Origin of the sequence: Bartonella bovis 91-4, assembly GCF_000384965.1 — a bacterium.
Lineage (GTDB): Bacteria > Pseudomonadota > Alphaproteobacteria > Rhizobiales > Rhizobiaceae > Bartonella > Bartonella bovis.
In genome coordinates, this window is the sequence record NZ_CM001844.1 from 1,130,170 (window position 1) to 1,154,242 (window position 24,073).

Below are 24,073 nucleotides of genomic sequence, written 5' to 3' on the forward strand. Positions count from 1 at the left end.
TGTTACAAATTATACAATATTTATTATCGTATAAAAGAAATCACTACTTTGCGACAACTGTCTTTAAGGAAACAATATGAGTCAAGATGATACGTTATCTAATTCCACCGAAAAGATTAATATAAATAAAGATATCAAATCGATCGTTGATGATATTGATGCGGCCTATAAAAAATTAGTCACCCTACAAAAAACGATTGACAAAGTTATTTTCGGTCAAAGTCACGTGATTGAATATACTTTAACAGCCATTTTGGCTGGGGGGCACGCCCTTCTTGTTGGTGTTCCAGGGCTGGCTAAAACACGCCTTGTTGAAACATTAAGCCTTGTTCTAGGGCTTGATGGAAAACGTATCCAATTCACACCAGATTTAATGCCATCAGATATTATCGGTTCTGAAATTATGGACTTAGATAAAAACGGTAAACGCTTTTTTCGTTACATCCAAGGCCCTGTTTTTGCACAACTTCTTATGGCAGATGAAATTAACCGTGCTTCTCCTCGTACTCAATCAGCTCTTTTGCAAGCCATGCAAGAATATCACGTCACTATTGCCGGTACTCGTTATGATTTGCCAAAACCTTTTCATGTATTTGCAACACAAAATCCTCTCGAACAAGAAGGAACCTACCCACTTCCTGAAGCACAACTTGATCGCTTTTTGATGCAAATTGATATTGATTATCCTGATCTTACTACGGAACGGCGCATTATTTTAGAAACAACAGGTCAAAAAAGCCAAACTGTAAAACCAGTTTTATCAACCCAAAAATTACAAACAATTCAAACAATCGTCCGCAAAATACCTATTTCTGAAAATATTGTTGAAGCCATTTTGAAACTAGTGCGTTCAGCTCGTCCAAACGAGGACAATCCCTTTGCAAATACTTATATTGCTTGGGGACCTGGACCTCGAGCTTCACAAGCTCTTTCACTTTGTGCTCGCGCCCGTGCTCTTTATCACGGACGTTTATCCCCCTCACTTGACGATATTAAAGCATTAGCTTATCCTGTATTACAACACCGCATGGCACTTAATTTTTCTGCACGTGCTGATAATATAGCTGTCAAAGATATTATTGCTAAGCTTGTGAAAGATACTCTTTAATGGCTATTGGCAAAAAAGTTTCTAAGAAAGACCCACTATCGTTTATTGCAAAACTGCATAAAGATGTAGGAAATATGCCTCATCTTCTTTTACAAGCACGCCTTATTGCTAATACACTAATGGCTGGTTACTATAGCCAACGTAAACGTGGTAATGGAGATAATTTCTGGCAATTTCGTCTGTATGTCGAAGGAGAATCCACAACACATATCGATTGGCGTCGTTCTGCACGTGATGAACACACTTACTTACGTGAACGCGAATGGGAAACAGCACAAACAGTTTGGATTTGGCCAGATCAAAGTGCTTCTATGCATTATTGTTCACGCTTTTCTAAAATTTCCAAAGGCAATTATGCGATTATTCTTTCCCTTGCACTGGCAACACTTCTTGCACGAGATGGTCAATATATAGCTATTCCTGATCTAATGGCTCCCACCATAACATCTAATGTAGCAGAACGCATGGCAATGGCTTTAACAAATCATCAAGTTGAAAATTCATTTCCAGATTTCTCGGCTATTAACCGCTTTTCACAAGTCATCATAATTAGCGATTTTCTTGATCAGTCTGAAAAAATCATTCAACATTTAAGAATTTTGGTGGCAAAACAAGTGAATGTGCATTTAATTGAAGTTGCAGATCCTGCAGAAGAGAGCTTTCCCTACAAAGGACGTACAGAATTTTTCGACCCTGAAACTAAGCAAAAGCTTCTTTTAGGAAAAGCAGAAAGCTTCCGTAAACATTATTGCAAACTCTACCAAAAAAGACGGGAAAAATTAATAAATTTCTGCTCACACCAAGGGTGGAGTTACCATGTAAACACAACTGACCGACCTTTAAAAGAAACTATCTTGCAACTTACAAATAGAATGAATGCCTCTGTACCTTATACAGGGAGGGCACTTTGAGTTTTGAAGCTCCCTTAGTTTTGCTCGGGCTTTTGGCCTTACCATTTATTTGGTGGTTGTTGCGGACAACACCTTCCACGCCTCATAAAGAGCTTTTTCCTCCTTTGCGCCTCTTGCTTAAACGAACTAATCAGCAAGAAACAGCCAACCATACACCTTGGTGGTTGTTATTGCTACGGCTCATTATAATAGCATTAATTACTATCGCCTTAGCACTCCCTATATGGAACAAAAATCCTGTTATTCTTTCGGGATCTCAACCGTTGGCACTTATTATTGATAATGGGTGGGCTTCTGCTGAAGAATGGAAAAAACGTATTACCGTTGCAAAATCCCTACTTGTACAAGCAGAAAAACATAAAAAAGATATTTATTTACTTGCAACAGCTGAAAACAACACCCAAGAAATTGGCCCCCTTTCTGTAGAAGTTGCAAGGCAACATTTAATGCATTTGCAACCTCACCCCTGGCCTGTCAATCGTGTGCAAGCATTTAAAAAGCTTATTGAAAAAACTGGCAAAAAACCTCTTGATATTGCTTACTTAAGTGATGGTTTACAAACAAATGAAGATAAACAAATCTTCACTTTCATTGAACAATTAAAGCCTAAAACACTCCTATGGTATTCAGCTGATATTTCTAACTTGATTGGCATAACAGGCATAATCAATAACGATGGAAATATGGCAGCACGCGTTATTCGTGCAGCCACTCATGATAAGTCTATGACAACATTAAGCCTTTATGATTTCAAAAGTCAGCTTCTTGGGCGTTTTACGGTAAACTTTCATGAAGGAGAAACAACAGCCCTTGTTCCTCTCAACTTACCGCTTGAATTACGTAATGACATTGCATGGATAAAAATTGATAACCACGCTCAAGCTGCTGCGACTTTTTTAATTGATAGCCGTAACCAAATAAGTCGTGTTGCTCTTCTGTCACCAAATATTAATGAAATGGTGCAGCCTTTACTGTCTCCACTTTACTATGTCATAAAAGCATTGCAGGAACATGCACAGATTATAACAGCTGGCGGAAGAGAACTTTCAATTGATATTGATCATTTACTCAAACAAAATCCGTCTGTTTTCATTATGGGTGACATTGCTAATATGTCAAAAACAGCAGAAAAAAAGCTATCTAATTTTGTGAATAAAGGGGGGGTGCTTATCCGTTTTGCTGGAGAGAATCTAAGTTCTGCAGAACAATATGACAGCTTACTACCTGTGCCATTACGTTCTGGTGAACGTTATCTTGGAAGTACTATGTCGTGGGCAAAACCACAAAAATTAGCACCTTTTGCAAAAAATAGCTTTTTCTTTGATCTTCCTTTTCCAGAAGAAGTCACTGTTTCACGTCAAATCTTAGCAGAACCAAGTTCAGATCTTTTTGAAAAAACATGGCTCAGCCTTGCTGATGGAACCCCCCTTCTCACAGCTGCTAACTATGGAAAAGGCGTACTTATTTTTGTCCATATTGCACCTGATCCTACATGGTCAAATCTTCCGCTTTCTGGATTTTTTGCACAAATGTTGCAAAAACTTACCACACTTAGTGCATATGACCAAGAAGCCCCTATACAAACACAGACCATAACTGCACAAAGCCCTTGGCGAACATTAAATGCTGATGGTCAACTACAAATACCCTCCCCCCGTATCGCTCCACTTGTCATTGATGTACAAAAACCACCCCTTCCATCCTATGATACCCCACCTGGATTTTATGGTTCTAAAAATAATCTTTATGCATTGAATTTATTAAATCATTCATCAAATTTAATGAAACAATTGTCACTACCCGCCTCCTCAGGTAATGATCTGTTATCTTACGATACACAAGAGAAACATCTTGTTGGACCACTTTTAGGGCTAGCTAGCTTATTTTTAGCTCTAGACAGTTTTTTAGTTTTATGGATAGGAGGAGCTTTTCTTTTTAATAGACGAAGTAATATGTTCTTCCTACTTCTATTAATAGCAAGCTTCATTACCTTATTATCCCATCTACCAACCACTCATGCACAAACTATGGAAAAGCATGATGAAATCATGGTGCAAGCAGCTGGTGTCACCCATCTTGCTTATGTTGTAACTAATAATCATGAAATTGATACAACAAGTAAAAGTGGATTAGAAGCACTCAGTCAGTTTATTGCAGAGCGTACAATGCTTTCGCCTGGTTCTGTTGTAGCACTTGATCTTGATAAAGATGAACTTTCTTTCTATCCTCTTATTTACTGGCCTATTGACGCTGATAGCCCTATGCCAACGCAAAAAAGTCTTGAAAAAATAAATGCTTTTATGAAACATGGTGGTACAGTTTTATTTGACACCCGTGATCAAATAAGTACCAACCTTAACCTTGAAGAAACTGCTACCCCAGCTACACAAAGATTGCGTGCTATTTTAAGCGGATTAAATATTCCAGCCATTGAACCGGTATCAGCTGATCATGTTGTTACTCGTTCTTTTTATATTATGCCTGATTTTCCTGGACGCTATCGTGGTTCACCTTTATGGGTTGAATCATCATCAATAAATAAAAAAAATAAAAACTCTATTGCCACTGGAGATAATGTTAGTTCTCTTCTTATCACTGCCAATAACTTCGCTGGTGCTTGGGCACTAGACGAGAAAGGTACATGGAAATACCCACTTATTCCCAATGACCCTATGCAACGCCTATGGGCATTTCGCGCAGGACTCAATATTGTCATCTACATGCTTACAGGCAATTACAAGGCCGATCAGATTCATGTGCCTGCATTGTTAGAGAGTTTTAACAGAAAAAAAAGCCAATGATACCATCGATCACTTTTCAGTCTCTTCTACCCATCCCCTGGCTTCTTTTTTTAGCGGGTCTTTCTACCTTTTTTATCATTATCGGCATCATTACGCAACGCCCCGGAGCCTTGTTGCGTCTTATCGCATTAAGCTCAATTATTCTTGCTTTGCTTAATCCAATGATAATAAAAGAACAGCGTCAACCTGTTAAAAGCACTGTGGGTATTGTAATTGACCAAAGCGAAAGTCAAACATTTGGTACACGTGCACATGATAGTCATAAAGCACGTGTACAATTAATAAATGAGCTATCCCGCTATCCACAATTTGATCTGCGTTTTATTGAAGCTGGAAAACTTTCTGAAAACCATTATGCGCCATCAACAAATTTATTTAATGCTCTAACACAAGCTATAGCTGATATACCCCCATCTCGTTATGCAGGAACAATTTTGATCACAGATGGACAAGTGCACGATATTCCAAAATTATCAGAACTTCATGATAGTGCACCAATCAATGCTCTTATCACAGGAAGAGCCAATGAATTTGACCGACAAATTAAGTTTATTTCTCCTCCTCGCTTTGCTCTTATCAATAAACCACAAGTACTTTCCATCTTGGTAGAAGATAAAGGCCAACCTAAAGAATCTATACCAGCACAAGCAAATATTTCTATAACCGTTAATGGCCAAGAAGTTGGTCGTTATTCTGTAACCCCTGGTACTATTTTCCAAACTGAAATCACTCTTCCTCATGCTGAAAAAAATATCATTCAGGCTACAACCGATACTTACGAAGATGAATTAAGCTTTGATAATAATCGTGCCATTGCTGTCATTGAAGGAATTAGAGAAAACTTGCGTGTTCTTCTCATCTCAGGTGCACCTTATAATGGTGAACGTACATGGCGTGATCTTTTAAAAAGTGATTCTAATATTGATCTTGTTCATTTTACTATTTTGCGCCCCCCTGAAAAAGCAGACAATACACCTTTAAGCCAATTGTCACTTGTTGTTTTTCCTACAACCCAGTTATTTGTTGAAGAAATCAATAATTTTGATCTCATTATTCTTGACGGTTTCCAACACTCTAATGTGTTACCATTGATTTATTATGATTACATTACTCAATATGTACAAAAAGGTGGTGCATTACTCATAGTAACAGGGCCTGAATTTGCTAATGAACAGTCACTTGCTAAAACACCTTTAATAAGTGTCTTACCAGCATTACCCAATGGTATTATTATTCAAAAGCCTTTCCGCCCTACTTTAACTAAAGAAGGTGAACGTCATCCAGTTACGCGAGGTCTTGCCACAGCCACCCACCCAGCTTCTCAATGGGGGCGATGGTTACGACAAATTGCAATTCAAAACACAGACAAAAGTGTTCCAATTATGAAAGGAGCTGATGAGCAACCACTTTTGCTTCTCTCCCATATGGGTAAAGGTCGAGTAGGCATGTTGCTTTCTGACGAAAGTTGGCTGTGGGCTCGAGGTTTTGAAGGAGGGGGACCTTACGCTGCTCTTTATCGTCGAATTGCTCATTGGCTTATGAAAGAGCCAGAACTTGAAGAAGAAAGATTAAGTACTATAAATGATCATCATCATTTAACAGTTCGTAGACAAACACTTAAAGAGCAGCCAGAGCCAGCCGAAGTAATCTTCCCCTCTGGCAAGAAACAAAAGATCATTCTTACAAAAGAGCAAGAAGGTGTTTTTACAGGAACTGTAAATACTGACGAAACAGGAATCTTTACCATTCACAATGGTGATCAAACGGTATTTTCTCCTATAGGCGCAATTGATAGTCTTGAATTTTCTGATTTAATTTCAACAGAAGAAAAACTAGCCCCTATCAGCCAACATACTGGCGGCCACGTAATACGTCTGCATCATGAGAAAAAAGATAGTATTCACCTTCCTCCTATTAAATTGATTCAAACGAAAACAAAATCAATATCTCCTCGTACTCAATCAATTGTTTTGAAAGAAGCAACAGAAACTTGTTTGGTTAATGCTTCCTATTTTCCAATCTTTTCCGGATTTTTAGCTCTGATCACATGCTTTTTACTACTCAGCAGCATGTGGTATCGTGAAAATCACTAAAAAATTCTAAGCGACTTTTAATCGCTTTAAAATAAGTTAAATCTATTTTACAGAAAAAATATATATTAGCTACATGAACGATAATGTACTTTACCATGTGCTGTTTTTAACGTATCTTTTTGTAATTCCAAAACTAGCAATCGGTGTGGGTTCACTGGCGCAGGCATTTGTATTTGCTTATGTTGTACATTTTTAAAATTGAAACGGCCATAATAATCTTTATCCCCAATCAAAATAACCAAAGGAACATTGCAATTTTCTGCCGCTTGTAATGCCATACGTACTAATTTGCTACCTATACCAACATTTGTATGATCAGGTAGAACAACAAGAGGACCTAGCAGATAAGCAGTTTGTATACCAATGTATATAGGAGTCATCCTCACAGAACCAATAACATAGTCTCCCAAACAAGCAACAAAAGAAAGTTGACGATCATGCTTACTATCTTCTCGTAGTAAATAACTTGCACGCACAAAACGACCAGGACCAAAAACTACTTGATTGATTTGCTTAATTTGAACATCATGATCAACTGTTTCAGATACATAACTTATCATATTATCAGCTGTAGAAAAAGGAGCGCAAAATTGAGAAGTAGAGGATGAGTTTACCATAGATCGTTCCTAAAAATTAATATGCAAATAAAAAGCTAATTATTTTAGTTTAAAAAGTTTTGATTCATTATCACTAATTTTTTCACACATTATCCACCCCACTTGAACAATGCTCGCTTTTAGCACTCTTTTCTAACATCGTAAATGCTTGAAGTTTTCTTAAAACTTTCTGAGAAAACTGTTTTTACCTTATATCTCTCTATAGTTTCCAACAATAAAGCGGTTCATTTTTCTATTGCTTAAATTGTTTTCAGCACTATGCTAACATTTATGTTTTATCTTGCCCATATATCGGATGTGCACCTGTCACCTCTCCCACAACCTTCTTTATCTGAACTGTTTGGAAAGCGCCTTACTGGCTATTTTAATTGGCAAAAAAAACGCAAAAGCCAAATGACAACCAATGCTTTAGATGCTTTAATGCATGCACTGAAAAAAGAAAAACCTGATCATCTTGTGATCTCTGGTGATCTCGTCAATCTTTCTCTAGATAAAGAATTCGAACAAGCGTGCCGTTGGTTGCATACACAAGGCCATCCTAAAAATATTTCTTTAACACTTGGTAATCATGATGCTTATGTTCGCGGAGCATTTCAAAAAGCCTGTGTCGCCTTTCAACCCTGGATCACAGGTGATCTTCCTCAAAATAATGCTTTTCCTTATATGCGCGTTCGTGATAACATAGCCATTATCAGTGCTTCTTCAGCTATTGCTACACCATTTTTCCAAGCCGCCGGTTATTTTGATAAAATGCAAGCACAGACTTTATCTCAACTTTTAAATGAAGCTGCAGCATGTGATCTGTTCCGTATCGTGATGATACACCATCCCCCCTTTCGCAATGCAACTTCTTGGTACAAAAAATTATGGGGTATAGAAAAATTTCTAGACGTTATAAAACACCACGGCTGCGAACTTATTCTCCATGGCCATACCCATTTACCTACATTAAACTTCATTGAAGGAACAATGAAAAAAATTCCTATTGTCGGTGTTTCTTCTGCATCACAAGCCTTTGGAAACAAAAAAACACCCGCTAATTTCAACTTGTTTGCTATTGAGCGCTCTCATAAACAATGGTACTGCCAATTACAACGTTATAGTATTATTAATCAAAACAATGAAATAACGTGCACTGAAAAAACTGATCTTTAGCATTTTAAAAACTACTAATCCCAAGCATATTCTGTAGTTCGCACTTTCTAAAACAATACTATAATCAACTACAAAACTCACAGTTGTCAATATAACAACTATGATATCCTTATCAATTATAAGATCTAATATTTTACTGATGCGTTACTGTTATATAACACCTCGTGATTACAGCAAATCCCTGCTAGAATAAATATTTATAATAACCCATAATTGACTATTTCTATACTTAAAAATTCAATCATGCATTGTTCATGGAAAAAATAAAAGAAAATCTCTTATGTAAAAGGAATAGTCATTGTACCAGGAAGAAACTTGGCCTCATTTTCAGGTTCTATATGAATAGTAATGCGTGCATTTTCAAATTCTACTTTAAGCGCTTCCTCAATTTTATTACAAATCTGATGCGCTTCTCCCACCTGCATCATAGTTGGTACAACTAAATGAAACTCTATAAAAATAACCCTACCAGCAACACGCGTCCGTAAATCATGTATTTCAATAGCACCACACGCATTTGCTAAAATAAGATCACTAATCTGCATGGTTTCATTTAATTCAACTCCAACATCCATTAACCCTTGAACAGAATTATGAATCACTTTCCAACCTTGCACAAAAATATGAATAGCAACAATGATTGCCAAAATCGGATCTAAAACAGCCCATCCACTTACGAAAGCAGTAACGAGCCCTATTAAAATACCAAAGGAGGTAAAAACATCCATCATTACATGTGCTCCATCAGCCTTAAGAGCCGGTGAATGATGAATTTTCCCTTGTCGAATAAGAAGCAAACCCCATAAATAATTTATGATACAGACTGAAAGATTAATACCAATCCATATTCCAGGTTGCTGCGGTAATTCAACGGTTGAAAAAGAGAACAACGCTTTTCTTAAAATCATAATTGCCGCAACAATAATCAATATACCTTCAAGAATAGCAGAAAAATATTCTGCCTTATGATGCCCAAAAGGATGATTTTGATCAGCTGGCTTTAAACTTATTTTAACAGCCCACCATGCCGCTAATGCAGCAATTATATTTACAATTGATTCCAAAGCATCAGAATACAGTGCAACCGAACCGGTAATCTGATAAGCCCAATATTTCAAAGTAAAAACGATACAAGCCACTAAAATAGACCATAGTGTTAATTTTTGTATCTTTATTTTTGTACTCATAACCACACACCATTCTTCGTTAAATGAGTCACAACATTTTGAGTTGCATACCTATAACATACCGGTATGTCTTCCAATATTTTCTCAATATCAAATGGCGTCAGGATAAAATAAAACAATTATTGCAGACTTATTATTTGCGCAACAATCGTCGCACAACAAATCATACTATATCAACTACAACGGCTTGAATTTCTTCCATAAAAGAAAATACAACTCTCAAGAGAGTCAAATATGTATCAACTCAACCGTTATAATTGCTTATTGAGTAGATTTAACGTTCTTGCTACCTTATAATTGAGAAACAATCTTCTCAAACACACTTTATGCTTATGTATTTCTTATTGCCATTTTTATTTATCATAACATTACTGTATAAAGCACAAAAAAGCCAATTAATATTTCTGTTGTGATTTTATTCCTAAATATATCGAAGTCTTATGATTGCTATAAATAACTCCATCAAAAAATAATCGTAAACTGACAGAATACTCATCAAAATTTTTATTTTGTGGTCTATATGCTTGCAACCTAAAAATCATTTTTAGCAACGGAAAAAGTTTTTTATAAATGCCATTCCATAAAAAAAAGAATCTGGGCATTGGGGACCCAGATTCTTTTCCCCTAAAAAGGGACTACAGTCTTAGAAAATAGCGGGGACCTAAGATCCTGTACCCGAATAAAACACTCTCGTGTGCTGCATTCGGTATTCATGTTTTATACCTAAGGTTGTACAATGTCAATATATATTCTACTTTAAATTTAAAAAATAATTCATCTTTTTTACCCATTCAATAACGAAGACAGTATTCACTATGCTGGTGATTTAGAAAAAATAATGTTAGAAGCTCCACATGACTCTGAATATCACCACAATCCACGAAACTGATGACCCACGCTTGGAAGCTTATCGTAATATTCGTGAAAAAGATCTCGTTGGACGACAACATCAATTTATTGCCGAAGGTAAAGTAGTATTGTCAGCATTGCTACATTCAAAAGATTTTTCTGCTTTGTCATTACTTATTGTCGCAGCACGTCTTCTTGGAATTATGCCCATTTTAAAAGCAACAAAGCCAACCTGCCCCATTTATTGCGTTCCACAAAAAGTCATGGATGATATTGCTGGTTTTCATGTTCACCGTGGTATGCTCGGTATTGGTAAACGTAAAACTTTACCATCATTAAAAAAGTTCTTACAAAATATTCCAGAAAAAGCTTTGATTCCAGTTTTATGTGGCATTTCTAATCATGATAATATGGGAGCCATTTTTCGCAATGCGGCCGCTTTTGCTAGTAATGGCATTATTGTTGATAAAACTTCATGCGATCCACTATATCGAAAAGCAATCAGAGTTTCCGTTGGTGCTGCGCTAAAAATACCTTATACACAAGGTGCTAACATTGATAGCATTATTGAAGCTTTAAATGATGCGGATTTTCACCTTTATGCCCTTTCTCCTTCTGCTCCGCGCTATCTCAAAGAAGCAAAATCAACAAAACGCACTGCAATTATTTTGGGAGCGGAAGGTGATGGTTTACCAACTCATATTTTGCAAAAATCAGAAACCTTACGCATTCCCATGGCTTATGGTTTCGATAGCCTCAATGTTGCAACAGCATCGGGCATTGCATTAGCACATTTTGCTGATTTTGATAAACTCAACTAAAAGTGAGAACACTTTTAGTTATAAATACACAACCTTTATCAGCTTCCCTATTTTATTTGCACGCAATAGCTTCTTTCGTCTGAGGGAAAGTAATAGTTTTTGTTTCTAAATTATGCAAAACTTTCTTCAACATTGCCTCAGCACCTGCAGAACGTTCTGAATGTGTAATAAACCCACCCCCAAGGACACGCGCCTCATTACTATTTTCATTATAAAAAACACAGGCCTGCCCAGGAGCAACCCCACTCTCGCTTTCTAATAAATCAACGGAAAAGACACCCTTTTGATAATACAAACGAGCTGGACGTGGAGGACGTGTTGAACGAATTTTGACCACCACATCAATACCATTAGGAGGAAAATTTTCTAATTTCTCATCACCGAGCCAATTTACATCACGCAAAAAGAGTTTATGCGTTTCTAACATCTCACGCGGACCAACAATAACGCGCGCATTTTCCGCGTCAAGATGAACCACATAAAGTGCCTCACCAGTTGCAACACCAATGCCGCGACGTTGACCAACAGTATAATTGATAATTCCTGAGTGTTCGCCCAAAACCTGCCCATTGATATGCATAATAATTCCAGGATTTGTGGATTCTGGACGCAATTTTGTGATAACATCAGAATATTTTCCTTGCGGAACAAAACAAATATCTTGGCTATCATGCTTATCGGCAACAACAAAACCCATTTCTGCGGCTATTTCACGAACACGTACTTTTGGAAGATCTCCAAGTGGAAAACGCAAATAATCAATTTGCTCCTGCGTTGTGGCAAAAAGAAAATAACTCTGATCACGATCAGTATCAAGAGGGCGAAACAATGCTCGGTGCGCACCACGAGAACGGCTGCGAATATAATGACCTGTTGCCAAAGCATCTGCACCTAATTGGCGTGCAGTTACTAATAAATCAGAAAATTTAACAGTTTGATTGCAAGCCACACATGGAACAGGTGTTTCTCCATGTGTGTAGCTTTCTGTAAAAGGATCAATTACAGCCTCGCGAAATCGTTCTTCATAATCAAGAACATAATGAGGTATCTCTAATGTTTCTGCTATACGACGCGCATCTTCAATATCTTGTCCCGCACAACACGCCCCCACACGATGCGTTGCAACACCATGATCATAAAGTTGCAATGTAATGCCAACTACATCATAACCTTCTTTTTTTAAGAGGCCTGCCACAACAGACGAATCAACCCCTCCAGACATTGCAACAACAATACGAGAGTTTCCTGGCTGTCCTGGTAAATCAAGACTATTTAAAGACATATACTCATTCTCTACTTAAAATATGCGTTAGTGAGTGAATATTTCATATACACACTATCCATTATCTCTTTATATTGTTTTTTTATCCTTCCTACAACTAATAGTATTAGATTTTTAAAGAAGTGATTCAAAACGTAAAGGAAATGGATAAAAAACAAAGAAACCAGATTTTTTGCATTTTTTGAAATAAAAAACTTTATAGAAAACATTATAATATACTGTTTTATTATTTTTTATCCATCCTTTTGCATTTGAATCTATTTCATTAATTTTTTTTCAACGTGTTTAGTTCTTTTTTAAAGCTCACGCTTTATAAGCACTTCAGGTCCTTGAACAAAAGTAGAGAATACAATGACCGATTCAATAAAAACACAAATAAAATATGTGATTGGTCCGGATGGCAGTCCACTTACAATCACCGACCTACCATCCCCAACAACAAGGCGCTGGGTTATCCGCCGTAAAGCTGAAGTTGTTGCAGCTGTCAGAGGTGGATTGTTAAGTCTTGATGAGGCGTGTCAACGCTATACTTTGACTGTAGAAGAATTTCTCTCATGGCAAAGTTCGATTGATGAACACGGCTTAGCTGGATTACGAACAACAAAAATCCAACAATACAGGTATTAATTGCTATTGATAATGTAGATTTTCGAGCGCTATATTTAAAAACAGCCAGATCTTCTTTTAATCTGGCTGTTTTCTATTATAGCCCACAAACAAAAATTTATAAAAAATCCACAGTCTGTATTATTCAATTATAGAGCAAGACAGCAGATTGATAAAAACATAACCATCACTCACCCACTGCTTTCTTATTTTCTCGCACTTCAAGAAATTGTATACGTTGCAATTCCGTTTCAACTTCATGTAAAGTGATCTCAGCATTTTCTTTCTGACGCTGTAAATCACGAATTGAATCTGTTAAATTATCTTGCCGTTTGCGCGCTGCACGAGCAATAGTTGAATAAGCAAAATGATAAATATCATCATTTCCAGATTTACGTTCTTCACTGGCAATTTGCGCTTCTAGCTCTAGCACCATTTGTTTAAATTCTTTGATCATTATTTCAAGCTGTGCAATTTCACGACGCTTCTCGCGTACTTGAAACATTTTTAATCTTACCATACTCTGCCGTGGCTTCATTACTTGCTACTCCTTGATTACGCTAACACAAAACGCACATTTCCCCTCTGATACAAACTTCTAGCACCATCCTTTCAACAAGAAAAGTAAACCATCCTTTTTAAGTTGAAAAATAACTCTCTTTTGCCTTTTTTTAAACACTTAATAAACACAATATGTTCACAAAAAAACATCAATGACTTATTCATTTTTCATTTCTATTATAAAATCAAAGAAACTTAAAACATAATAAATAAACATCATAATTTTGAATAAAAATAATTTTAATAATCTATTATAAGAGTTTTTTTAAGTAAAAAATTAATAAAATAGGTAGTTAATTTTTCTGCTTAATTAAGAAAAGTAAAATTCTTATAAAATAATTTTATTAACCTCTTCCAAAAATAAAAATATTTTGTTAACCATTATTTCAGATAGTGGGGAGAAAACAGTGGTGATTGTTACGCGTACCACTGCATTACTCACAAACACTTCAATAATTAAGTGTTTGATTTCATGATTTCTTTATCAATGGTAGTTCTACCAGTTGTATAAATAAAAAGCTCCATTTGATTCGGAGGGAGCAAAACGAGGAATTTTAAAATGCGCGTATTATTAATTGAAGATGACAAAACAACCTCTCAAAGTATCGAATTGATGCTAAAATCAGGAAATTTTAATGTCTATATTACTGATTTAGGTGAAGAAGGTGTCGATTTAGGCAAGCTTTATGATTATGATATTATTTTGCTTGATTTAAATTTACCTGATATGTCAGGTTATGATGTTTTGCGGACTCTACGATTAGCAAAAATAAAAACCCCCATTCTTATTCTTTCAGGTATGAGTAGCATTGAAGATAAAGTGCGTGGTTTTGGTTTTGGGGCTGATGATTATATGACTAAGCCTTTCCATAAAGATGAGTTAATCGCCCGTATTCACGCTGTTGTGCGTCGTTCTAAAGGCCATGCACAATCAGTTATTGTCACAGGTGATCTTACTGTTAATCTTGACAATAAAACAGTTGAGATTGCTGGACGTCCCGTTCATTTGACTGGTAAAGAATATCAAATGCTAGAGCTTCTTTCCCTACGCAAAGGAACCACGCTCACCAAAGAAATGTTTCTCAATCACCTTTACGGTGGGATGGATGAACCAGAGCTTAAAATTATTGATGTTTTCATCTGCAAACTGCGTAAGAAATTAGATGCTGTATCCTCGGGAGTTAATTATATCGACACAGTTTGGGGACGTGGCTATGTATTACGTGATCCAGTTGAAGAAAATATACGTAAAACCGCTTAAATAGTTTAAGACCCATAAACATAATTTTGGAATGTTAGGTGTGAAGTTTTCGTTTTTTTTTAATAAATTTTACATGAGGTTTCTTTTACACAAAAAAATGCTTGTGGGTTAAAATAAATCAAAGTCATTATTAACCCACAGGATTTAGGGTATTTTTTAATAGTATAAAGAAGTTTTACTTAAAGTTTCTTTGTGCTTTCTAAAATAACATGACCATCAGTTTCATATATATTTATTGTCATAGTTGTCATCTCAGCAAGTAACACTGTATAATAGAATTGAATTGTGTGAGCATCAATTGTTTCTTTCGGTTTTTTTTTATTGTATAATTCAGTAAAACGAGTGGGAATACGTAAAACTTGACCGCAAATTTCGAACCGGAAAAAGCGTGTATTTATATCTTGTACAATCGTCACAACTATTTCACCATCACGGGAAATGGTTGCATTTGCAATTAATAATAAATTAAGTAAAAGCTTAACTTCATTTTTTGGTAGAAGCAAAGCAGGAGCTTGCCATTTCAAAATTGCCTTTTCTTCTGCCATATACTGTTGAGCGATCTGCTCAGCAAAACGAGTGTCGATCTGACTATCTACTGACCCCGCAGTACCAAAAGCTAATCGGCAAAACTGTAAGCATGCAGAAGCTTTTGAGACAGACGAACGTACCAATTGCAAAGCATCTTCCTCAACTCCTCCTTCATCATAAAGTTCCATCGCATTTTGAATGGCACCAATAGGTGAAATTAAATCATGGCAAATACGGCTACAAAGCAGCGCAGTAAGATCGGCAAACTTCAAAGAAACAGCTGACGTCATAATTTATTAATAACTCCCGAACTTAAAAATTTAAGACTCATTTTATGCTAGAAATTTTAACATTCAGTACATAAGTGAAAATTTAAATAACCGTTTAAATTTTATGAGACAAATTTAAGAATTTAAACAGTTTTATGCCTTATTTTCTATTTAAATTGAATAAAAACTTTAATATCCTTTTATTATGACAACTAAAAAGAAAATCCCATGACTCTCTCTTTTTTATCACGCTGGACTACAAATATTGCACTTTTGATAGCTCTTTTATTTGTAACGGTAGGTTCTGCAAATGCTGAACTTCAACCAATGAGTAAAAATAAATATTATTCAATGCAAGAAATTATTGCTTCTGGCCATAATTTTTTTGGACAAACTACAAATAATTTAGCAACTGCAATTGAAAATATCTTTTCGCGATACGGTCTTCCAAACGCTTATATTTTAGGAGAAGAAGCTTCCGGTGCTTTTTTTGCTGGATTAACTTATGGTGAAGGGCAAATCTTTACTAAAAATTATGGTCAACATAAAGTCTTTTGGCAAGGTCCTTCTGTAGGGTGGGACTTTGGTGGTCAAGGCTCCCGTTTAATGATTCTAATTTATGATCTCAATGATATAAACACTTTATGGGGACGCTATGGTGGTATTTCAGGTTCAGCTTATTTAATTGCAGGAGTTGGTTTTCACGCTCTTAAACGTAATAATACTTTATTGATTCCAGTACGTACAGGAGTTGGTGCGCGTCTCGGCATTAATATGGGATATTTAAAATTAACACCCATGCCAACATGGAACCCGTTTTAAACAATTGCTATTGAAAAAAGAAATTATGCTAATTTAATCAAGTCTTCTTTTATTCTTGGCATTTCTACCGTTTCCGAGTTAGGGAAACGGAGTGTTTTGTTGGGTTAAATGTTCTATAAAATTGATATACAATAATAAAATACGATTTTTCAAAGATAAAAATTCAATTCAATCAAGTAAAAAACAATTTTATTAATTGGCCTCTACTTATATAGTGAGGTCCATATCCCTTTCCTAAAACAGGAGCTAACACAATAAACAAGTAGCATATTTTTGTGATAAATCTCTTATTATAATGGAAACTAACGCTATGCATAAAAAAATACAAGATTATCAACAACGCTTATTAAAGATTCAAATTGATGATCTTAACAGTGATTCTAGCAATCAACTCCTCAATGAATTGCGTAAAGAAATAAAAGAATTAGCAGCTACATTAGCTGCCCAAATAGCTTTAAAAGAAGGTAAAGATTCCCCCATCAATACATTGATAAAAAATTCTAAAAATAAAAGTGATCTTGCATCTTGTATTCGTAAAAAAATAGCCCATACTAAATAAACATTTCCTACATAAACTGTCTTTAAAAACAATTAGTTAACAATTTGTGTTAAGAAATTTCTGAAGCAGCTTATAATCATAGTAACAACTGAATTATAAATCAATATTCATTTTGAATAATTTTAAAATTCTATTTCTTCTTGGCTTTTTATATTGATTCTATAAAGTATTACTATTCAAACGATAATCATCTCGTCTTTTTTAAAAGCCCTTATTAATAAGACATTTTCATATAATTATAATTTTTATAAAATTATAGCGTAAAAAATTCTCTTTAAAAACGATGCATTCAAAAAAACAAGAGAATGTAATAACTAGTTTTAAGGGAGCAAATATCTTCTTAAGAATGATAAAAATTTTTTATGTGTTGAATAATCATATCCTGATCACTTTGTGATAAATAAGGATGCATAGGCAAACTTAAAACACAATCTGCTAAAGCTTCAGAAAAGCAAAGAGAATCCTTCACATAGGGAAAATGTTTATAAGCTGGTTGTAAATGCAATGGAGTATTATAATAAACCATTGTAGGAATGCCGTTTTTTTGTAAATACATCTTTAATTGATCGCGATTTTCCACTTTAATAGTGTATTGCGCATAAGCAGAACGAATATCCTCTCCTACTTCTGGGACTATCACAATATCCTTTAAACCATCAGAATAACGCTGAGCAATTGCTACACGTTTTTCCATCTCGTCTTCAATGATTGTAAGTTTTTCTAGTAAAATTGCAGCTTGAATTGTATCCAACCGTGAATTTAAACCAATACGAACATTATCATATTGCGTTTTACCTTTACCATGAAACAAAATCGAACGTAAAAGTGCTGCCAAACCATCATCATTGGTCATCATAGCGCCTCCGTCACCATAACACCCTAGTGGTTTTGCTGGATAAAAGCTTGTTGCTGCAACATCACCAAAAGCTCCGCACATAACATTACCTATTTTACCACCTATTGCTTGAGCAGTATCTTCAATAACAAAAAGATTTTCTCTCGTAGCTATTGCAGAAATTTTTGTATAATCAGCAGGTAGTCCAAACAAATCGACAGAAATAATTGCTTTTGGTTTGAATTTTCCCTCTTTTTTTATCATTTCGATTGCTTCACCAAGTTTATCAACGTCAATATTGAATGTGTTTGGCAAAACATCCACAAAAACAGGTTTTGCTCCTACTAAAGCAACAACCTCAGCTGTTGCAGAAAACGTAAAGCTGGGACAAAAAACAGCATCACCTGGACCAATATTTTTAGCCATAAGGGGCATCATCAATGCATCAGTTCCATTGGCACATGCAACCACATGTTTAACGCCAAGATAATCCGCCAATCGTTCTTCAAACTCTGTTACTTGCGGCCCTAAAACATACTGACCACTGGCCACCACACGCGCAATTGCGGCATTAATTTTCTTTTCAATACGCGTGCGTTGCGCTCCAAGGTCGATAAATTGCATATTAACTCCATTGATAACTACAAAAATATGAAAATACTTTTATTTTTCATCTCCGATGATCAATATTAGCAGCGATTAAAGTTCGTAAAACAGCAAGAGCATCATCACCATTCGTACGAGGTGTTTGACGCGTTTCAATACAATGAAGAAAATGTTGCAACTCATAAGTAAGCGGTAAACCTTCACAAATATCAATGTAATTTAATTCATCAGCATGAAAAGCCCACTCTTTATTCTCCTGCCAAACAGAAAAGTGACGAAACGCTAATTTACGGCTCCATGGTTCCATATCATCAAATACAAGCATAGCTTTTGTACCAACAACTGTTAAACGCCTTTCACGATAAGGACTAAGGCGTGAAGTAAAAAGATGACTATGTATACCATTTGGAAACGTCATATGAATATGTGCAAAATCAGAAAGTTGGTCAATCACTGCAGCACCCTCTCCGCGAACTTCAGAAGGTTCACACCCTGTCAAAGCTAAAATCATTGAAATATCATGAGGAGCAAGATCCCATAGGGCATCACTTTGCATATGAAATTTTCCAAAACCTAATCGATGAGAATAAATATAACGCACATCTCCCAATTCTTTATTTACCACTAATTTACATATTTTTTCAAAAACAGGGTGAAAACGTAAAACATGGCCTACCATAAAAATCCGCCCGTATTCACTAGCCACCTGAACTTGGTGCTTAGCATCAGCCATATTTAAAGCAATTGGTTTTTCAACCAAAACATCTTTACCATTTTTTAGAGCACGTAGCGCATTGTCTGTATGAAATTGTGGAGGGAGTGCTAACACAATCGCATCGATATCGGTATGAACAAAAAGTTCATCAGGTGCTATAGCTTCAACGTTATATGCCTTTGCAAAACTCATAGCCCGATCAGAATCAATATCAGAAACTGCTGCTAAAGCCCCAAGACTTTGGAGTGTTCGTATATGATTTCCACCCCAATAACCGCATCCTAAAACCGCTACACGTGGTGTCATTTTTACACCTTATTCTGCTAACTTATGAAAATTATATTTACGTTCATTCCATATCGGGGATGAAATAGAATGACAAGAGAAAAGCTTAAAAACGATGCTTGACATCTTACTATTCTACCTCTTATATCCGCCAGAGATAAAATTGTTTCATAATATCTTTCTATTTTGGCGGAGTAGCTCAGTAGGTTAGAGCAGAGGAATCATAATCCTTGTGTCGGGGGTTCGAATCCCTCCTCCGCTACCAGTTCTTTTTTGTATACTTCTAAAAAGAATTCTGTACTATTGGTTTTTGACTAATTCTATTAGATAATCATAAACAACTTTTAGAGAAGGATAATAGTAAAGCTTGTAAATCAGCACGCGATTATCCTGTTAAAATTTTAAGTATCAAACCCATATTTATAAAATATTTTATACTAAAAGTATAAAAAATCGAAAGGTAAAAAAATTTTTTTATTTTAGTACAAAAGATCTAAAATAAAGACCACCCTCCTTTCCATTTCCTGTAAAGCCAATTATGTTTTTTCTTCATTATAAGAAATGGGCCGAGTACTCGCTTTAAGAAACATTTTTGTATAATCATGCCGCGCACGCAAATGACGCAAATCACTATTACTTAACTCTTCCAAAATAACCCCTTGATGCATAATTCCAATACGTTCACATATATGAGCAACAACAGGAAGGTCATGAGATACCATCAAATAGGTTAATTGCTTTTCTTCTCGTAGTGACTTCAATAAATTCAAAATTTCAGCTTGCACAGATACATCCAATGCAGATGTTGGCTCATCTAGCAACAAAACTTCCGGCTCAATAATCAAAGCACGTGCAAGAGCAATACGTTGACGCTGCCCTCCTGATAACTCATGTGGATAACGATAAAGAAATGAAGAATCTAAACCGACAGAATTCAAAATATCGTGCACCCTTGTCTTGTGATTATCCATGTCATGGATCGTAAGAGATTCCGAAAGAACCGTATGCACCATCTTTCTTGGATGAAGTGAAGCATAAGGATCTTGAAAGACCATTTGAATACGACGTAAAAAAGTTTTACTTTTTTTCTTTAATACTTCCTTTCCATCGAAGATAAAATGCCCCCTATAATCGGGAATAAGCCCAACTAATGCATTCAAAATGGTTGATTTTCCACATCCTGATTCACCAATCAAACCATAAGATTCACCACGTTTAATATGAAAATTAACTTCTTTAACAACCTCTATTGCCTTGTGCCCACGCCCAAAGGTTACAGACAAATCAAAAACATCAATAATATTTTTACAATTGGTCATGGTAAGTTCCTTCAACCCCATTAACAATTGTTGGACCATGTAACCAATCAGGGTTCCGCTCAGGGACCGATAAAACATTAACTGGCTTATCAAGGCGTGGTAAACTTTCTAAAAGAACTTTAGTATAAGGATGACATGCACGAGATAAATCACGTGCAGGCAATTCTTCCAATATACGACCAGCATACATCACCAAAACACGATCACAAAAATCAGCAATCAGATTTAAATCATGACTAATGAAAATCAGTCCTGCTCCAGACTTTGCTACAAGCTCATCCAATATGGCTAAAACCTGACATCTCACAGTTACATCAAGTGCAGATGTTGGCTCATCTGCAATAATCAAATCAGGCTTAGGAATAAGCATCATGGCAATCATAACACGTTGCCCCATTCCACCTGATATTTCATGAGGAAATAACCGCATAATACGCTCAGGATCACGAATATGAACAGATTCCAATACAGAAATCGTTCTCTCCCACGCCTCCATCTTTGAAACACGATAATGAATCCGGTAAGCTTCCATGATTTGATTTCCGATTCGCATTAATGGATTAAGCGAATATTTGGGATCTTGTAAAATCATTGAAATACGTCCTCCCCGAATAGAGCGCATCTGATGTTCACTGGCAGATAATAAATCTACCTCGCTGAAGCACATTTTTTGAGCTTTGATAATTGCTGATCTTGGATTTAGTTTTAAGACTGCACGTCCAGTTGTTGATTTTCCTGATCCAGATTCTCCAACAATTCCAATTTTTTCTTTTCCTACAGAAAAACTAACGCCACGTACAACGTCTAACATACCACGCGTAGTAGGAAATGAAATACGTAAATCTTTTATCTCTAATAATTTTTTATCCATTGCGTGGATCCAATATATCACGAAGCCCATCACCTAAAAGATTGAAGGCAAGACTTGTAAGCAATATTGCACAACCTGGTACCACCGCCAACCACCAACTTGTCATCATAAATTCACGACCAGTCGAAAGCATAACGCCCCATTCAGGAGTTGGTGGTTGAGCACCCAATCCCAAAAAACCAAGACCAGCAGCTGTTAAAATAATCGCAGACATATTTAATGTTAACCGTACAATTACTGAAGGAATACACATCGGTGCTATATGAAAAAAAATAATTCGCCACATTGATGCACCTTGTAGAAAAACTGCTGCTACATAATCAGATGAACGTATAGTCAAAGTTTCTGCGCGTGCTAAACGTGCTATTGGTGGCCATGATGCCATTGAAATTGCGATTGCCGCATTTTCAATACCAGGCCCTAAAGCTGCTGAAAAAGCAAGTGCTAAAATCAAACTTGGGAAAGCAAGAAAAATATCTACAATACGCATCAAAACCGTATCAACACACCCCCCTATATAGCCAGATACAGTGCCTACAATCAGCCCTATCGGACCTACAATAATTGTTGTTAAAAAAACAATATAAAGAGTAATACGTGCCCCAAAAATTAATCGACTAAAAATATCACGTCCCAACTCATCAGTCCCCAAATAATGTAGCATAGACGGTGGTTGTAATCGATGAGCAAGATCATTGCTGGCAATATCATAAGTAGCAACCCAAGGTGCAAAAATCGCACAAAAAAGAATAACAAGGATAATAGCCAATCCCAATACAGCTGAAAAATTACTAAAAAAAATAGTTAATGAGTAATAAATTTTTTGTATATTTGCCTGGATTGTTGACTGTGAAACAGATCTTTTCAACCAATAACTCAAAGAAAATGACGATCGTGGATTATTATGATTAGTCATTGTCATATTCAACGTGTCCTTGGATCAAAAAGCTGATAAAGTAAATCAGAAAGTAAATTAATAATGACAAAAAAACATCCTATAAGTAGCGTACAACCTATAACTGCATTCATGTCTCCTGCAAAAAGCGCATTAGTTAAATAACGCCCGAAACCAGGCCAAGCGAAAACTGTTTCCGTCAACACAGCACCTTCCAACAAAAACGCATAAGAAAGGCCAACTACAGTAATAATCTGAACAGCAGAATTACGAAAAGCATGCCCCCAAACTGTTCGAGCCCATGATAATCCTTTAACACGTGCTGTAAGAATATATTCCTGATTAAGCTGTTCAATCATAAATCCACGAGTCATACGGCTAATATAAGCCATAGCACCAAAAGCTAGAATTAAGGCAGGCATAATAATGTGACTAAAAACGTTACTAAAGACTTCCCATTGACCTTGCACAGCAGAATCCCAAAGAAATAAACCTGTTTTGGGCTCAAAAGAATATTCATAAAGAAAATCAATACGCCCTGGCCCACCAATCCAACCAAGTTTAGCGTAAAATACCAATAATGCCATCAATCCAAGCCAAAAAGCTGGTGTCGAATAACTTATCAATGTAAAAATACGAACGAAATAATCAATAAATGAATTACGATACATTGCTGCAAAAACCCCCAATGGAATACCCAAACTCGTGCCAATAATAATAGCAACCGTTGCAAGCTCCAGCGTTGCAGGAAACACACGTAAAATATCTTCCAAAACAGGGCGCCCCGATGTCAAAGCATCCCCAAAATTAAAAAGAACAATATTTTGAAGATAACTCCAATATTGTATAATCAATGGCTGATCGAGACCTAATTTATAGAACATTGTATCATAAGCTTCCTGACTAACATTATCACCCAGGATAGCAATAACAGGATCTAAAGGTAAAAGACGTCCAATAAAAAAAGTGATTGTTACTAAACCAAATAATGTAATTAACACCGAAATTAATAGCTTAAATAACCTAAAGAAAAAAGGCCATACACGCAAATTTCTCTGTTTTTGTGCTAATGTTACATCAGCTTTTGAATCCGATAAAACCATTATGGTAGTTCCCC

Annotated in this window: 21 protein-coding genes and 1 tRNA gene; 11 read left to right on the forward strand and 11 right to left on the reverse strand. The window is 36.0% G+C overall.

Features of this window, described 5'->3' with window-relative positions; translation table 11 throughout:
• The first annotated feature begins 76 nt into the window (after positions 1-76).
• The 4 genes from BBBE_RS04930 to BBBE_RS04945 are packed head-to-tail and all read left to right on the forward strand — an operon-like array spanning position 77 to position 6,913.
• Positions 77-1,108 carry an AAA family ATPase gene (locus BBBE_RS04930; RefSeq protein WP_010701455.1) on the forward strand — a complete coding sequence of 344 codons (1,032 nt, stop codon included), beginning with the start codon at positions 77-79 and terminating at the stop codon, positions 1,106-1,108.
• Positions 1,108-2,019: a DUF58 domain-containing protein gene (locus BBBE_RS04935; protein WP_010701456.1), complete on the forward strand. Its 912-nt coding sequence runs from the start codon at positions 1,108-1,110 to the stop codon at positions 2,017-2,019. Before BBBE_RS04930 ends, BBBE_RS04935 begins: the two co-directional genes overlap by 1 nt.
• The gene (locus BBBE_RS04940) at positions 2,016-4,820 is read left to right on the forward strand and encodes a DUF4159 domain-containing protein (RefSeq protein WP_010701457.1); all 2,805 of its coding nucleotides are present in this window, start codon (positions 2,016-2,018) and stop codon (positions 4,818-4,820) included. The genes BBBE_RS04935 and BBBE_RS04940 overlap by 4 nt, the downstream gene beginning before the upstream one ends.
• Positions 4,817-6,913, forward strand: a complete 2,097-nt coding sequence (locus BBBE_RS04945; RefSeq protein WP_010701458.1) for a glutamine amidotransferase — start codon at positions 4,817-4,819, stop codon at positions 6,911-6,913. Before BBBE_RS04940 ends, BBBE_RS04945 begins: the two co-directional genes overlap by 4 nt.
• Before the next feature lie 65 nt (positions 6,914-6,978).
• Here the strand turns inward: BBBE_RS04945 and BBBE_RS04950 are convergent, their stop codons facing one another.
• Positions 6,979-7,530: a GNAT family N-acetyltransferase gene (locus tag BBBE_RS04950; RefSeq protein ID WP_010701459.1), complete on the reverse strand. Its 552-nt coding sequence runs from the start codon at positions 7,528-7,530 to the stop codon at positions 6,979-6,981.
• Between the two features lie 258 nt (positions 7,531-7,788).
• Here BBBE_RS04950 and BBBE_RS04955 point away from each other — a divergent pair, with 258 nt between their 5' ends.
• Positions 7,789-8,685 (forward strand): metallophosphoesterase family protein, encoded by an 897-nt coding sequence (locus BBBE_RS04955; RefSeq protein ID WP_010701460.1) that lies wholly within the window; start codon positions 7,789-7,791, stop codon positions 8,683-8,685.
• A gap of 278 nt (positions 8,686-8,963) precedes the next feature.
• Here BBBE_RS04955 and BBBE_RS04960 read toward each other — a convergent pair whose 3' ends face one another.
• A complete protein-coding gene (locus BBBE_RS04960) occupies positions 8,964-9,872 on the reverse strand; it encodes a cation diffusion facilitator family transporter (RefSeq protein ID WP_010701461.1) in 909 nt (302 codons plus the stop codon).
• An 854-nt stretch (positions 9,873-10,726) separates the two neighbouring features.
• Between BBBE_RS04960 and BBBE_RS04970 the strand changes: the two genes are divergently transcribed.
• On the forward strand, positions 10,727-11,542 hold the full coding sequence (locus tag BBBE_RS04970; protein ID WP_010701462.1) for a TrmH family RNA methyltransferase: 816 nt from the start codon (positions 10,727-10,729) through the stop codon (positions 11,540-11,542).
• A gap of 52 nt (positions 11,543-11,594) precedes the next feature.
• On the opposite strand, the gene mnmA is transcribed toward BBBE_RS04970, so the two are convergent.
• Positions 11,595-12,824 carry a tRNA 2-thiouridine(34) synthase MnmA gene (gene mnmA / locus BBBE_RS04975; protein WP_010701463.1) on the reverse strand — a complete coding sequence of 410 codons (1,230 nt, stop codon included), beginning with the start codon at positions 12,822-12,824 and terminating at the stop codon, positions 11,595-11,597.
• 351 nt (positions 12,825-13,175) lie between these two features.
• Between mnmA and sciP the strand changes: the two genes are divergently transcribed.
• On the forward strand, positions 13,176-13,451 hold the full coding sequence (gene sciP, locus BBBE_RS04985; RefSeq protein ID WP_010701464.1) for a CtrA inhibitor SciP: 276 nt from the start codon (positions 13,176-13,178) through the stop codon (positions 13,449-13,451).
• 166 nt (positions 13,452-13,617) lie between these two features.
• Here the strand turns inward: sciP and BBBE_RS04990 are convergent, their stop codons facing one another.
• Positions 13,618-13,968 carry a hypothetical protein gene (locus tag BBBE_RS04990; RefSeq protein ID WP_010701465.1) on the reverse strand — a complete coding sequence of 117 codons (351 nt, stop codon included), beginning with the start codon at positions 13,966-13,968 and terminating at the stop codon, positions 13,618-13,620.
• 582 nt (positions 13,969-14,550) lie between these two features.
• Between BBBE_RS04990 and ctrA the strand changes: the two genes are divergently transcribed.
• Positions 14,551-15,252 (forward strand): response regulator transcription factor CtrA, encoded by a 702-nt coding sequence (gene ctrA / locus BBBE_RS04995; protein ID WP_010701466.1) that lies wholly within the window; start codon positions 14,551-14,553, stop codon positions 15,250-15,252.
• Positions 15,253-15,431: 179 nt separating this feature from the next.
• Here ctrA and chpT read toward each other — a convergent pair whose 3' ends face one another.
• Positions 15,432-16,070, reverse strand: a complete 639-nt coding sequence (gene chpT, locus BBBE_RS05000) for a histidine phosphotransferase ChpT (protein WP_010701467.1) — start codon at positions 16,068-16,070, stop codon at positions 15,432-15,434.
• A 207-nt stretch (positions 16,071-16,277) separates the two neighbouring features.
• Between chpT and BBBE_RS05005 the strand changes: the two genes are divergently transcribed.
• On the forward strand, positions 16,278-16,871 hold the full coding sequence (locus tag BBBE_RS05005) for a DUF1134 domain-containing protein (RefSeq protein WP_010701468.1): 594 nt from the start codon (positions 16,278-16,280) through the stop codon (positions 16,869-16,871).
• 310 nt (positions 16,872-17,181) lie between these two features.
• Complete coding sequence (locus BBBE_RS05010; RefSeq protein ID WP_022708694.1) at positions 17,182-17,430, forward strand: hypothetical protein; 249 nt, start codon at positions 17,182-17,184, stop codon at positions 17,428-17,430.
• A 340-nt stretch (positions 17,431-17,770) separates the two neighbouring features.
• On the opposite strand, the gene BBBE_RS05015 is transcribed toward BBBE_RS05010, so the two are convergent.
• Both BBBE_RS05015 and BBBE_RS05020 read right to left on the reverse strand, forming a co-directional pair.
• The gene (locus BBBE_RS05015; protein ID WP_010701470.1) at positions 17,771-18,889 is read right to left on the reverse strand and encodes a DegT/DnrJ/EryC1/StrS family aminotransferase; all 1,119 of its coding nucleotides are present in this window, start codon (positions 18,887-18,889) and stop codon (positions 17,771-17,773) included.
• A 46-nt stretch (positions 18,890-18,935) separates the two neighbouring features.
• Positions 18,936-19,892, reverse strand: coding sequence for a Gfo/Idh/MocA family protein (locus BBBE_RS05020; protein ID WP_010701471.1), 957 nt, complete (start codon positions 19,890-19,892; stop codon positions 18,936-18,938).
• Between the two features lie 167 nt (positions 19,893-20,059).
• Between BBBE_RS05020 and BBBE_RS05025 the strand changes: the two genes are divergently transcribed.
• A tRNA-Met gene (locus BBBE_RS05025) sits at positions 20,060-20,136 on the forward strand.
• Positions 20,137-20,407: 271 nt separating this feature from the next.
• On the opposite strand, the gene BBBE_RS05030 is transcribed toward BBBE_RS05025, so the two are convergent.
• Genes BBBE_RS05030 through BBBE_RS05045 form a run of 4 tightly spaced genes read right to left on the reverse strand, consistent with a single transcriptional unit; the run spans position 20,408 to position 24,059 of the window.
• Positions 20,408-21,190, reverse strand: a complete 783-nt coding sequence (locus tag BBBE_RS05030; RefSeq protein WP_010701472.1) for an ABC transporter ATP-binding protein — start codon at positions 21,188-21,190, stop codon at positions 20,408-20,410.
• A complete protein-coding gene (locus BBBE_RS05035) occupies positions 21,177-22,061 on the reverse strand; it encodes an ABC transporter ATP-binding protein (protein WP_010701473.1) in 885 nt (294 codons plus the stop codon). The genes BBBE_RS05030 and BBBE_RS05035 overlap by 14 nt, the downstream gene beginning before the upstream one ends.
• The gene (locus BBBE_RS05040; RefSeq protein WP_010701474.1) at positions 22,054-22,983 is read right to left on the reverse strand and encodes an ABC transporter permease; all 930 of its coding nucleotides are present in this window, start codon (positions 22,981-22,983) and stop codon (positions 22,054-22,056) included. The genes BBBE_RS05035 and BBBE_RS05040 overlap by 8 nt, the downstream gene beginning before the upstream one ends.
• A gap of 2 nt (positions 22,984-22,985) precedes the next feature.
• Positions 22,986-24,059, reverse strand: a complete 1,074-nt coding sequence (locus BBBE_RS05045; protein ID WP_010701475.1) for an ABC transporter permease — start codon at positions 24,057-24,059, stop codon at positions 22,986-22,988.
• Positions 24,060-24,073: the final 14 nt, after the last annotated feature.

Excerpts from the sequence above, each read along its gene's own strand:
- BBBE_RS04930 (WP_010701455.1), top strand. The coding sequence starts at position 77 with ATGAGTCAAGATGATACGTTATCTAATTCCACCGAAAAGATTAATATA.
- BBBE_RS04935 (WP_010701456.1), top strand. The coding sequence starts at position 1,108 with ATGGCTATTGGCAAAAAAGTTTCTAAGAAAGACCCACTATCGTTTATT.
- BBBE_RS04945 (WP_010701458.1), top strand. The coding sequence starts at position 4,817 with ATGATACCATCGATCACTTTTCAGTCTCTTCTACCCATCCCCTGGCTT.
- BBBE_RS04950 (WP_010701459.1), bottom strand. The coding sequence starts at position 7,530 with ATGGTAAACTCATCCTCTACTTCTCAATTTTGCGCTCCTTTTTCTACA.
- BBBE_RS04955 (WP_010701460.1), top strand. The coding sequence starts at position 7,789 with ATGCTAACATTTATGTTTTATCTTGCCCATATATCGGATGTGCACCTG.
- BBBE_RS04960 (WP_010701461.1), bottom strand. The coding sequence starts at position 9,872 with ATGAGTACAAAAATAAAGATACAAAAATTAACACTATGGTCTATTTTA.
- BBBE_RS04970 (WP_010701462.1), top strand. The coding sequence starts at position 10,727 with ATGACTCTGAATATCACCACAATCCACGAAACTGATGACCCACGCTTG.
- mnmA (WP_010701463.1), bottom strand. The coding sequence starts at position 12,824 with ATGTCTTTAAATAGTCTTGATTTACCAGGACAGCCAGGAAACTCTCGT.
- sciP (WP_010701464.1), top strand. The coding sequence starts at position 13,176 with ATGACCGATTCAATAAAAACACAAATAAAATATGTGATTGGTCCGGAT.
- BBBE_RS04990 (WP_010701465.1), bottom strand. The coding sequence starts at position 13,968 with ATGAAGCCACGGCAGAGTATGGTAAGATTAAAAATGTTTCAAGTACGC.
- ctrA (WP_010701466.1), top strand. The coding sequence starts at position 14,551 with ATGCGCGTATTATTAATTGAAGATGACAAAACAACCTCTCAAAGTATC.
- chpT (WP_010701467.1), bottom strand. The coding sequence starts at position 16,070 with ATGACGTCAGCTGTTTCTTTGAAGTTTGCCGATCTTACTGCGCTGCTT.
- BBBE_RS05005 (WP_010701468.1), top strand. The coding sequence starts at position 16,278 with ATGACTCTCTCTTTTTTATCACGCTGGACTACAAATATTGCACTTTTG.
- BBBE_RS05010 (WP_022708694.1), top strand. The coding sequence starts at position 17,182 with ATGCATAAAAAAATACAAGATTATCAACAACGCTTATTAAAGATTCAA.
- BBBE_RS05015 (WP_010701470.1), bottom strand. The coding sequence starts at position 18,889 with ATGCAATTTATCGACCTTGGAGCGCAACGCACGCGTATTGAAAAGAAA.
- BBBE_RS05020 (WP_010701471.1), bottom strand. The coding sequence starts at position 19,892 with ATGACACCACGTGTAGCGGTTTTAGGATGCGGTTATTGGGGTGGAAAT.
- BBBE_RS05030 (WP_010701472.1), bottom strand. The coding sequence starts at position 21,190 with ATGACCAATTGTAAAAATATTATTGATGTTTTTGATTTGTCTGTAACC.
- BBBE_RS05035 (WP_010701473.1), bottom strand. The coding sequence starts at position 22,061 with ATGGATAAAAAATTATTAGAGATAAAAGATTTACGTATTTCATTTCCT.
- BBBE_RS05040 (WP_010701474.1), bottom strand. The coding sequence starts at position 22,983 with ATGACAATGACTAATCATAATAATCCACGATCGTCATTTTCTTTGAGT.
- BBBE_RS05045 (WP_010701475.1), bottom strand. The coding sequence starts at position 24,059 with ATGGTTTTATCGGATTCAAAAGCTGATGTAACATTAGCACAAAAACAG.